Source organism: Saccharicrinis carchari (assembly GCF_900182605.1).
GTDB classification, from domain to species: Bacteria; Bacteroidota; Bacteroidia; order Bacteroidales; family Marinilabiliaceae; genus Saccharicrinis; species Saccharicrinis carchari.
On record NZ_FXTB01000004.1, the window covers coordinates 318,805 to 331,242 of the forward strand.

A 12,438-nucleotide genomic window follows, 5' to 3' on the forward strand; every position below is an offset into this window, starting at 1 on the left:
TAAATTAAGGATTATGAAAAGATTGTTAATTGTTGGAATGCTGTCGGTGATATTCTTTGGCGCTTCCCAAACCGCTCAGGCTCAATTGTCAGACGAAGAGTACAACTATGTTACCATGGATCTAAGAGGCATTTTAAACCTTACCATGACTACCAACCCGCAGGTGGATTTTAGCTTTAAAACCATTCAGGAGTACCAGCAAGGCATTACTCGTTTTAACGCCACGCAATTAGAGGTGGATGCCACCCTTGCCTGGGATTTATTTGTTTATGCAAACACCAACACCTGGACTCAGGTAGAAGCTTACTCAACTAATGGTAACGCTGCTTTACCTGCCGAGGTACTAGAGTTGAGATCATCCATTGACAACAGCACTTATTCCGCCGAAGGGTTTACTGCTTTTACTTCGTTAAAAGGATTATTAAACTCAGGTGTAACAGGTGGAACACCTACGGCGACCACACAATTTTTGGCGGGTGCGGTAGGCACCACAGGCACCAATGATTCGTATGCACCAGGCACAGCCGCGGCCAATCCAACTACAAACAGTTTTAGGCTCGACATGAGAATGGTACCGGGTATTCCTGCCACTTTTCCTAACTCAACGGTTGCAATGACAGGTCCGGATTATGCCCAGGCAGGTTATTATTACCTCGAAGTAGTATATTCTTTGGTTGAAGACTTATAAAAAACAATTAGTTTTATATATTTGATGAAGAAAAGAAGGTGCTCACCTTCTTTTCTTTGTTTAGCCCAGGATATTTTGCTTTGAAAAATACTTTATGAAGAAAAGTTTACCCCTGCAACGCATACTTCTATTATTATTTTTAATACTGCTATATCCGGCTAAAAATACGGCCCAATCGCTAAGCTTTTCAGCTAAAGCTTCTCCCAATTTACTTTTCGATTTTAATACCGTTCAAAAATATCTGGTGGGCATCACACAAATGAATGTATGCGAGTTAAATATTGAAGCGGTGGGCACGCAATGGGATTTATATGTAGGTGCTACAACCGCTGTACCGGGTGAGTGGGATGTTACTACGTTTTACTCGTCCAATGGCACAGTTCCTACTACCGACATGGTGGAGTTACGCTTTAGGAATGTAGCCCAAACTGCCCAGATACCGGGTTTTTTTACCTTGCAGGATATTTTAAGCCCAACCTATATCATTGGTAGTGCTATCGCGCCCGATATAGCCATTAATTGCCCGGACGCAGGAACCAATACCCCGGGGAGTTTTATTACAAACCCGCAGTGTTATCGCTTTAATGTGGATATGAAAATAACACCCGGCTTAGGCAACAGGGCAGGGCTTTATACCTTAAGGATAGATTATGTATTAGTACAGGATTTATAGTAGTAAATCTTTTATGACTTATATTCCTAATGAAAAGTGCGAATAAATTATTGTTACTTATATTACTCTTCCTAATATTTGGGGGAGTAAACAGCATAGCTTATTCGCAAATGTCAGGAGGTATGTCCATGTCGTTTCTCAACGCGGACTCCGAATCAACAGTGAACGACTTTGCCACCAATGTGCTCCGCATAAAAAACGGCACAGAAAAGCAACAAAACGTATCCCTTTCCATTAATCCCCCGGCAGGCTGGCAGGTGCTGGGCAATGCCCAAAAGCAAATTAGTATAGGAGCCAAAGATTCCATTTTTGTACCAGTGCGCTTAAGGCCAAGTAGCCTAATGCAAGGCGATATGGCCTATATGGCCAATGCGTTTTTAAATGTAAACGGTTTTACAGTAGCCAATGCCGTTTGGAATATAGCTATAAAAAGGCAATCCAACTGGACGGCCAGCATATCTGCCACCAAGGTTTATTTTGTGCAACAATCTGACCTATCCGAATTTTCGCTTCAACTTAACAATAGCGGTAATTCGGAGGAAGTGCTGATGGTCAATGTGCAGGCTGAAACAGGCATCCTGTTAAAAAATGCAGAAGATGAATGGGTTCAAAATATCCAACAGCGCATTGAGTTGAAAGTACAGCAGGATTCTACCCTTACTTTTGATATTCTACAAAGCAGTGAGCCTGTAAAGCCCACGGATAGGTATACCGGGGATATAACAAATTATAGAATAAAGATTACGGTATCCAATGAACAACGGAGGCAGGGCTCAAAAGGAAGATGGACTGGCCACGTTAACTTTGTGCAACTACCCGATTCAAGAAAAGTCGAAGCCTCAGCTTTTGGTTCGTTTCCGCTTACCATTGAGTGGGATAGTTATAATATACTGGATGATAACACCTATGGGGCACTTGGCATGTATGGCACCAAGCGGCTAAGTGACCATCAAACATTCAACTATTATTATCAGGCCAGTTTTATCGATAATAAAATTAACTGGAACTCGTTGCTGGGCAATTATTTTTACCTGGGCTATTTTAGCCAACCATTTAATGTGGAGCTTGGCGATATAAGTGCCGGCAGAGGGGGAAGTAATTTAATTGGCGAAGGCGTTAAAGGTTCTTACAATTATAAAAATCACAGATTGGGAGCAATGTATATCGGCAATCCATCCGTGTTTGATAATCCCACGATAAAAGGCTTTGGGGGTTTTTATCAATACACAGGTGAAAAATTAAGGGGAGATGTTTACGCCGAATCCAGCGAAAATATAATCGCAAATATCGCATCTAATGCCACTTCTGCCGATGTAAGTTACAGGTTGAGCAATAAGCATAGGCTTAACTTTGGAACCGGTTACAGCACACAAAAATACGCCACTTTTAATGATACAGTACTCACAGGGTACAAGATGGAAGCCAGGTATAACGGCTATTTTAAAAAATTCCAGATAAACCTTAGTGGCCAGTATAACACCCCCTCTTATTTATTACGCCGAGGCGTATCGGCTGTTACGGGTTCGCTATCTTACCCCTTAAAAAAAGGGTTACGCCTCAGAGGAGCTTTTTCCGGATACAAAAGTCAGGCAGAATATTTACAAAGTGATGGCATTATGCAAGATTCTATTTTTAGCAGACGTAACAAATATTTCCTGCAACTCTTATTTTCCAATGACAAGCAAAGTTATGCCATACAACCGGAGTACAGTATATTCGAAACCAACCTTTTAAAAACAAATATGGCAGGGATAAATTTTGAATACCGAACCCGAGTGAACAGTAAAATGAGCTTTTTTTCTACGCTATTTGCAGGTCAAAGTGGGTTTCCGGACATTGCAGAGGCAGATCCTATTTTTGTGGCTAATTCCAGGTTGTCGGTGCGTTATAATAACCTAAATGCAAACATACGCTATTATTACGGCCCGTATTATTTAAGCGAGCAATCGCAGTACCTTGCTACACGCCAAAATCCACAGCGTTTATTTGCCATGATGTATTACGATTATTGGTTTGCCAACAATAAAATGCGTTTGGATCTCAACTTAAACTATAATTACACCACCGTAAAGGGAAGACAGCAGTTGGTATCGCGGCCCGAATTATTTTATTATACAAACAAGCAATTTGAGTTTAGTTTATATGCCAATTACCTGATGTATGCCAACGCCGAGTACGAGCGGACCCCAATAAGCTTCAACGGATCGCCTGTTGCAAGCAGTGGCGACATTGTGCCTGCCGATGTTTTTAGCCGAGTTGAATATGGCTTTGGTATAAAAATAAACGTGAATGTGCCTGCCGGGCTCCATAAAAACTACAGAGCTATGATGGTGGTATTCAGGGATCTCAATGGAAATGGAATAAAAGACCAGAATGAGCCGGCCTATGGCGATATGCTGATAAAAGTGACCAGGGTAGATGAATCTTTTTCGGAGAATGATTTAATGATGCAGCAGAACGAAATATATGAACTAATCACTAATTCGGATGGAGAGGCCATTTACAGGCATTTGCCCAAAGGTAACTATAAAATAGAATCTTCACCACTCACCACTACCGATGGTTGGTTTAGTGGCGATGTACGCTACGAAATGATCGATGGCAATAAAACGGTTTACATCCCGCTTTCGCGGGGAGCCAGATGCAGCGGAAGTATATTTGTAGAAAGAGCCGAATACAGCGATGAAAAACCCTTAATGCTAGGTGGCATTAGGGTAACTGCAGTAAACCAACTCTCGGGCGCTACCTATTCGGCCTTAACAGATAAATATGGAAATTACAGCTTGTACCTGCCCAATGGCGATTATGTGCTTACCATAAACGAAGGTGCCGTGGGTACACGCTTCCAATTTGCTAAAAACAATATTCCCCTATCGGTTAAAAGCAGGAGCCAAAACTATAATGTTAGCTTTAATTTGGGCGAAAGGAAAAGACAAATTAATTTTGGCCCAAAACAAAATTCAGATGCCATATTACAATCTACGCCCATAAAAGATAAAAGAAACGAAGAGAATTAATAGTCAATTAAAATAAAGCAGATATGAGAAATATTTTTTTGAGCCTTACCCTAATAATGTTTACAGCCATATGGGGTACCACACTAGCCCAGAGTGTGTCGGTATCGCCGTCGCGTTTGTATTTTAAGGAAGCACCCGGCTCCTTTCGCACACAAACAATCAGGGTAAGTAATAACGGGAATAAAGCAGAGAGTTTTCAGATTACCTTTAACAATTTTACATCGGAGGGAAATCAGGGCAAAACTCAAATTGTAGAGGAGGGCAACGAACGGGGCTGTTCGCATTGGTTGTCGGCCACACCTGCCTTTTTTGAGCTGGAGCCCGGCACATCGCAGGAGGTAAAAATAATGCTTCAGGTTCCCAACACACCCGAAGCCAATAATGTTAGATGGGCTATTGCAGCAGTTAAGCTGGCCAAAGAAAAAACCGGATCGGGTAGCGGCTCCGAACAGGAAACGGGAATGCAGATTGTACAAACATTTCAATTTTTGATACATATTTTTCAAACACCCCCAACGGCAAAGCACAAAGAGGCTAATGTACTGAGCTTTAATCGACTATCACAAGCGAGCGATTCGGTTCAGATGCTGGGTATGGAAGTAGCCAACGTAGGCGAAACCATATTAGATTGTGCGCCCTATCTCGATATAGTGAATATTTCTACCGGCGTGTCACAAAGAATTAAAGCAAGAGGTTTTTCAATATTGCCGGGTGGCCAACGCGAAATAAAACTCCATTTACCTAAAGATCTGCCCAAAGGAAAATACAGTATATTGGGGGTTATTGATTATGGCAGCGATTCTGATTTAGCCGGAGCAGAACTGGAACTGGAATTACTGTAATTATCCTAATTTTTAAAAAAATCTGAAAACCGTACATGGGGTATATGAGGAGGCGTTACCTACCTACAAAGGGTAATTCTAAACTCTGACCCCATGTTCACAATACTGCTCACCTCAATGCTTCCACCGTTCAGTTCTATCATTTCTTTTGATAAGGATAATCCCAAGCCTGTTCCTTTTTCCTGAGAAGTACCGCTTGTAGATAAAAACTCCTCCAAATTAAACAACACCTTTAGTTTTTCCGGCTTTATACCTATGCCATAATCTTTTACATATAAGGTCACCGTATCGGCGTTGGTGCCTGATATAATTCCACATTCCACCGTGCTGTCGCGATGTGAAAATTTAATACCATTATGAATCAGGTTTCGTATCACAAACTTAAACATCTCTACATCAGTAGTAACCAAGGTGTTTTCGTTAACTTTATTAATTAGCCGGATATTTTTGCCTTGCGCAATGGCACCCAGCGATTCAATACATTCCTTAACAATAACGTTGAGGTCGAAGGTTGCCTGCCTGGCTTGCAATTGACCTAATTGCGATTTTGCCCAGGTAAGTAAATCTTCCAGCAGCTTATAGGTTTGCTCACTCGCTTCCAATATACGTTTGGTAAATTCCCTCACCTCGTCTTTACTAAATTCATCTATCCTTTTATTTAGCATAGTAGAAAAACCCAATATGGCATTAAAGGGGTTTCTAATATCGTGGGCGATAACACTAAACAACTTGTCTTTAGTGTTGTTCAGCTTTTTAAGCTTTTGTTCACTTTCCTTTAGCTCGACCTGCATTTTATATTTCTCCGTAATATCTATCATCAGGCCTACTGTCTCCGTATATTTACCATTAACCATAGTTATTGGGGATGCAAATATATCGGCCCAAAACTCTTTTCCCTTTTTTGTTATAAATTTCCGTTGAATGTTAAAGTGCTTTATTTTTCCACTAAAAAGCCTTTTAAAGTTGTCCTGTACTACTTCCTGGTCTTCATTCAAAATGTGATCAAAATAATTACAGTTACCGGGTGCGACATCCAAATCGTACTCAAACATTTCTTTAAGCCTGTGATTCAACATGGTCATGTTACCTTGCTTGTTCATTACTCCGATGCCCATGATGGCATTGTCGAAAATAGCGTCAAGTCTACTCTTTTGTTCCTCTAATAATTTCTCTGCTTTTTTTAGTTGGGTAAAATCCATCCCTACCGATTGAAATTCAGCTATGTTTCCTTCTGCATCTATCAGCGCACGATCAATCCATTTCTTCCACCTAACGGTTCCATCCGGGAGTTGGATATTCTGCTCATATTCAATTATTGGGTTGTGGATAGATAAGCCATTCAGGCCTGCCTTAAGCTGTTCCTTCTGAACCTTGCTGAGCAGATTGAAAATGTTGCTGCCTATTAATTGTTCAGGTGCCTTGTTAAAAAAATCGGCATAATTACGATTTATATAACTAATAATACCCTGTTTATTATAGCGTCTGATTAAAGCAGGAGAGTCTTCAACCAGGCTCGAGTAGCGTTGTTCGCTTTCTTCAAGCGCCGAAATAGTGTTTTTGTAAGGCGTAACATCGTACACATACATACAGAAACGCTCATTTTCCAATGGGAAAGTGCGCATATTTAAATGCTTATTTATACTGTCAAAATAAATTTCGAAGTTTTGCTTTTCTGTGAGCATCCACCTGCCGCGTACCGCCAAATCCGGAAAATCTGGTAAAAATTGTTTTAAGCTCAATCCCATCAATCCTAAGCTGTTAAAAACATTGGCTGCAATGGGGTTTGCTTTGATAACCTTAAAATCAATAATTACCTCATCAGTAAATTCGGGTTCGAATAAAATTACACCAACAGGTGCATTGTCGAACAGTTCGTCCAGTAAAAATTTTTCCTTTCGAAACTGCTCTTCCAGTTCTTTTTTGTAGGTAACATCTTCCTTGATAGCAATAAAGGCTGCAATTTTTCCATCTATTTTTACAGGAGATATTTTTGCCTCCTCCCATATCAAACGTCCCGATTTAGTTTTGTTCAGGAAAACGCCTTCCCACGTTTCGCCGCTATGTATCGTTTTCCACAACTCTTTATAAAAGTGCTTGCCATGGAAATCTGATTTTAAAAGCCGCGTACTGCGTCCTATAACCTCTTCGGGTGTATAGCCATATTTCTCCTGAAAAGCATTGTTCACATATCGGATATTACCGTTTATATCGGTAACAACCACAATAGTTTGTAGTTCATTTATAGCTAATTGTAATTCCTCCAGATGAATCATACCTATCGTTGTGTGTGGCATCAGACGTTTATATACAATAACGTGAAAAAAAATTTTTTGTCCAATTTGTTATGATTGCCAGACTTAAAAAAATTTAAAAATATGCCTCAAGCCCAATTTTTAATTGGCTGGTTTCGGTGCTGTATTCAAAAAACAAACACATAATTATTTATCTTGCATAAAAAAAATGGCGAAAGACAAACAGGCACATATTGGCATCTTTGGAAGGCGAAACTATGGCAAGAGTACACTGATAAATAAATTGGCAGATCAGGAAATTGCTATTGTATCGAAAATACCCGGAACTACTACCGACCCGGTTAAAAAGTCGTTTGAGATTACAGGTTTTGGACCGGTGGTACTAGTGGACACCGCGGGTTTTGATGATGAAGGCGAACTGGGTAAAAAACGAACCGAAAAAACGCGCAAGACCATAAGGCAAATCGATTTAGCTATATTGTTGATTAGCAATAATAGACTCGACCAGCCTGAACTTCAAATTATCGAAAAGTTTAAGCAAAATGATGTACCTTTTATAGTGGTTTACAGCAAGAGTGATTTATTTGCCCCTATGGCGAGTATAAAAGCGAAAGCTATCTCATTAGGTTGTGCCGACTTTTTGGTTTTTAATAAGGATATGGACGTCAACCCGCTAATACAGTCCATTACCCGTTGCATACCTGAATCTGCATATGTTAATCCCAGCCTGCTTGGCGGCCTTATTCAGCATAATGACATTGTGCTATTGATTACGCCAATAGACACAGAAGCCCCCGCCGGACGTTTAATACTGCCGCAAGTGCAGGCCATACGCGATGTTATTGATAACCACGCAGTGTGTATAGTACTGAAGGAGACTGCGGTGGATGCCTTTTTAAAGAATACCGGTATTGTGCCGGCACTGGCCATCACCGACAGCCAGGTATTTTTAAAGGCCGATACATCCCTACCCAGGGACATACCGCTAACCAGTTTTAGTATTCTGCTTGCACACTATAAAGGCGATTTTGCCACTTATCTAAAAGGCACACCTCAACTATCTGAACTAAAGGAAGGAGACAAGATATTGCTGCTGGAATCGTGCACCCATCAAGTGTCGTGCGAGGATATTGGAAGGCACAAAATACCCCAATGGATAAGGGACTTTACCGGAAAGCAACACACCTTCGATGTAGTTTCGGGTTTCGACAATTTACCACACCCCATAAATAGTTACGCCTTGGTTATTCAATGCGGGGGCTGTATGATATCGCCTAAGCAATTGATAAACCGCTTAAAACCAGCCATTGATGCCGGCATACCCGTTACTAACTATGGTATGGCCATTGCCTATTTACTGGGTATATACGAGCGTGCAATTGCACCATTTGTACAGGTTAAAAAAAAGTGAAGTGAAAATTGATTTTTACCCCCGTGTGTGTTTCTGCCTGCCTATTATTCAATATCAACAACTATTTTCACCCTTGATGCATCGCATACAGCTTCACCTCATCGGCGGAAATACTATCAGCACTTAGGATAATCAGCCGCTCAATCACGTTGCGAAATTCACGTATATTACCCGTCCAATTAATATTTTGCAATTGCTTAATGGCCGATTCGTCAATTTGTTTTTCGGCAATACCATGCTCGCTACAGATTACTTTATTAAAGTGTTTGGCCAGCAGGGGTATATCCTCTATACGATCGTTCAATGCCGGAACATGTATCAAAATTACGCTCAAGCGATGATACAAATCCTCTCGAAAGGTATTCTTTTGTATCTCTTCCTTCAGGTTTTTATTGGTAGCGGCCAAAACACGAACATTTATTTTAATATCCTTATCGCTACCCACTCGACTAATGATGTTTTCTTGTAGCGCCCGCAGAACTTTAGCTTGTGCATTAAGGCTCATATCCCCTATCTCATCTAAAAAGATGGTACCTCCATTAGCTTGTTCAAACTTACCTTTGCGTTGCTTGTGCGCCGAAGTAAAGGCTCCCTTCTCGTGGCCAAAAAGTTCACTCTCGATAAGTTCGGACGGTATGGCAGCACAATTGACCTCAATAAAAGGCTGATCGGCACGGTTACTTTTTTCGTGTAGCCAGCGTGCCACCAGCTCCTTTCCCGTTCCGTTGTCGCCGGTAATAAGCACCCTTGCATCGGTAGGTGCTACCTTATCTATCATGTCCTTAACCAGAGTTATGGCGGGCGATTCACCAATCATTTCATAGGTTTTGCTCACCTTTCTTTTCAGCACTTTGGTTTCTGTCACCAAATCTTTACGTTCCCAGGCATTCCGAATGGTTACCAATAGCCGGTTCAAGTCCAGCGGTTTCTCAATAAAATCATAGGCGCCCTTTTTAATGGCTTCCACCGCAGTATCAATGTTGCCATGTCCGGATATCATTACCACAGGTGTATCGTGGCTTTTTGCCATTATAGCTTCCAGCACCTCCATTCCATCCATGTTGGGCATCTTTATGTCGCACAGCACTAAATCAAATTTATCCTTATCGAATAATTTAACGCCCATTTCGCCATCTTCGGCCAGCGCCACTTCATGTTTTTCGTATTCCAGAATATCCTTTAACGTGTTGCGAATACTTTTTTGATCGTCGATAACCAATATTTTTGCCATATCTGATAGTGTTTATCTACTTACCTTTAATTTATTATTCAATATCTGATAAATAGCCCCTTCTTTTAAGGCGTAATTGCATTGATAAAAATGATTTAACCCTAAATGATTTACCATAAACTTAATAAAAACAGATGCCAAAACAATAACCTCTACCCTATCCACATCCATCGCCTCGAGCTTTAAACGCTCCTCGATGGTGGTATTTAAAAAAGTAGCATTGAGCGCTTCAAAATCTGTTTTCATTATCTTATAGCTGGTTAGCTTACTCATGGTTAAATGCGGATGCACATGCGCTGCCACCATAGCTGCAATAATATCAAAGGAGCCGGATGAGCCTACCAATGCACCTATGGGTTGTTGTTTGAGTTGATAAAATAAAGGCTCCAGGCTATCTAAAATCATTGTATTCACTTGCTCCACCTGTTTGCTTTGCATGGGCGCAGACGGGTTTACCTGATCAAATATGCGCGCCACACCAAGTTCAAAACTTTGCTTCCATTGTACCCCTTTAACGTTGGCAATGATAAACTCGGTACTTCCGCCACCGATATCCATTATCAACACGTTTTCCGCTCCTATGGGAAACACCTGTTTTACACCGTCGTAAATTAATTCCGCTTCCTGTGCCCCCTGGATAACCATGATATCCAGTCCAAATTTATCTTTTACTGCCGCCACAAACTCCTTTCCGTTGCTGGATGAGCGAATAGCCGAGGTGGCAAAGCAATGAATACGATCTACATCGAATTTTTTTATGGTATCCAAATGCGTTTGCAAAGCCACAAAACCCCGTTCGAAAGCCTCGGGCGTAATGGTATTTTTATTGATGCCCCCCTTCCCTAACTTAGTAGGATGCTTATTTTCAAACAGGATGGTATAGTCATTATCCCGATTAACCCTTACAATCAGCAAATTAAACGTATTGGTTCCCAGGTCTATTATAGCAATATGCATAAGTGTTTTAGTTTCCGGCTTGTATAAACCATTTCCAAATTTCTTTGTAACTCACTTTTTTACCATACATCAAAATTCCTGTACGATATACCCTTGCAGCAAACCAGGTGAACAATATAAAGGAAGCCACCAAAACCAACATCGACAACAATAATTCCCATAGCGGTACATCAAAGGGTATTCTGGACATCATTACAATGGGCGAAGTGAGTGGAACCATAGAAAACCAAAAGGCAATATCTCCATGAGGATTTCGCATTACAGCCATAGCCACGTATATCGATAGAATCAAAGGTATCATCACCGGCATTATAAACTGCTGGGTTTCTGTTTCGTTGTCGATGGCCGAGCCTATGGCGGCAAAAAGAGCCGAATATATCAAATATCCTCCGATAAAATAAAATACAAACATGCCCAATATCAAGAGCAGATTAGCATCTTTTAACATGCTGATTACTTTATTGATACCGGCTTCCGTAGTTTGCGCCTTTGCTTCCCGGGCATCAACCTCCTCATCTGCTTGCGTTTGGTTAGCAACCTCCATGCTTTGTGTTATCTGTACTTTTTCGCTGGTGCTAAAAAACACAGTTTGAACAGCAGCCACCACGCCAACGGTAAGTATTATCCATAAAAAAAACTGGGTCAGTGCTACCATACCAATACCTAATATTTTTCCCATCATTAGTTGGAACGGTTTAACCGACGAAATCATCACCTCAACAATACGGCTTGTTTTTTCCTCTATCACACCCCGCATAACCTGGGTGCCATACATTATCATGATAATATAAATAAGAAAGGCAGATATTATTCCGATAACCATAGCAAACTCAGCACTACTCTGCTTTTCGGTTCCATCCTCATCCAGGCGAATGGTTTTAATACTAACCCGTAGGTTATTTATTTCTTTTATCTTGCTATCCAGCCCTTCAATATTGTAGCTTTCTAATTTCAGTTGCCGTAGATGGCGGTTGAGGTTGCTTTTAATATTATCGGTTATATCCATGGTTATTTGCCCATCGGAGTATAACTGAACAGCAGGCTCATTTTGTAACAAATCCGTATTGATAACCAAAAGTGCATCAAACTCTTTTGTTAGCTGTTGCCTGCTATTTCTTTTGTCGACATCCTCAATAGCTTGATAGCGAATGTATGAGGTGTTTTGAAGTGCCGGGGCATACCTTCCCGATACATCGTCAACGGCAATTACTTTTTCTTTGGTGTCCTCCTGTGACGCCAGCCAAGCCGGAACAACCATCATAGCTGCAAATATTATCGGACTCAAAAAAGTCATGATAATAAAACTTTTCTTCTTTACACGGGTCCAATATTCCCGCTGGATAATCAATGCAATTTTGTTCATAACA

Annotated in this window: 9 protein-coding genes; 5 read left to right on the plus strand and 4 right to left on the minus strand. The window is 40.9% G+C overall.

Annotation, left to right across the window (positions count from 1 at the left end):
• Positions 1–13 precede the first annotated feature (13 nt).
• From FN809_RS10055 to FN809_RS10070, 4 genes are all read left to right on the plus strand, one after another.
• On the plus strand, positions 14–688 hold the full coding sequence (locus FN809_RS10055; protein WP_142533384.1) for a hypothetical protein: 675 nt from the start codon (positions 14–16) through the stop codon (positions 686–688).
• A 94-nt stretch (positions 689–782) separates the two neighbouring features.
• Positions 783–1,361, plus strand: coding sequence for a hypothetical protein (locus tag FN809_RS10060; protein ID WP_142533385.1), 579 nt, complete (start codon positions 783–785; stop codon positions 1,359–1,361).
• 122 nt (positions 1,362–1,483) lie between these two features.
• Positions 1,484–4,378 (plus strand): carboxypeptidase-like regulatory domain-containing protein, encoded by a 2,895-nt coding sequence (locus FN809_RS10065; RefSeq protein ID WP_142533386.1) that lies wholly within the window; start codon positions 1,484–1,486, stop codon positions 4,376–4,378.
• Between the two features lie 23 nt (positions 4,379–4,401).
• A complete protein-coding gene (locus FN809_RS10070) occupies positions 4,402–5,220 on the plus strand; it encodes a fimbrial biogenesis chaperone (protein WP_142533387.1) in 819 nt (272 codons plus the stop codon).
• Positions 5,221–5,279: 59 nt separating this feature from the next.
• On the opposite strand, the gene FN809_RS10075 is transcribed toward FN809_RS10070, so the two are convergent.
• Positions 5,280–7,514, minus strand: coding sequence for a PAS domain-containing sensor histidine kinase (locus FN809_RS10075; protein WP_142533388.1), 2,235 nt, complete (start codon positions 7,512–7,514; stop codon positions 5,280–5,282).
• A gap of 166 nt (positions 7,515–7,680) precedes the next feature.
• On the opposite strand from FN809_RS10075, the gene hydF reads away from it, so the two are divergent.
• Entirely contained in the window at positions 7,681–8,883 is a 1,203-nt protein-coding gene (gene hydF, locus FN809_RS10080; RefSeq protein WP_142533389.1) for a [FeFe] hydrogenase H-cluster maturation GTPase HydF, read from the plus strand.
• A gap of 67 nt (positions 8,884–8,950) precedes the next feature.
• Here the strand turns inward: hydF and FN809_RS10085 are convergent, their stop codons facing one another.
• From FN809_RS10085 to FN809_RS10095, 3 genes are read right to left on the minus strand one after another with little or no spacing between them, the layout of a single operon-like run.
• Complete coding sequence (locus tag FN809_RS10085) at positions 8,951–10,114, minus strand: sigma-54-dependent transcriptional regulator (RefSeq protein WP_142533390.1); 1,164 nt, start codon at positions 10,112–10,114, stop codon at positions 8,951–8,953.
• Positions 10,115–10,126: 12 nt separating this feature from the next.
• On the minus strand, positions 10,127–11,071 hold the full coding sequence (locus tag FN809_RS10090; protein WP_142533391.1) for a Ppx/GppA phosphatase family protein: 945 nt from the start codon (positions 11,069–11,071) through the stop codon (positions 10,127–10,129).
• 7 nt (positions 11,072–11,078) lie between these two features.
• A complete protein-coding gene (locus FN809_RS10095; RefSeq protein WP_142533392.1) occupies positions 11,079–12,434 on the minus strand; it encodes an ABC transporter permease in 1,356 nt (451 codons plus the stop codon).
• Positions 12,435–12,438: the final 4 nt, after the last annotated feature.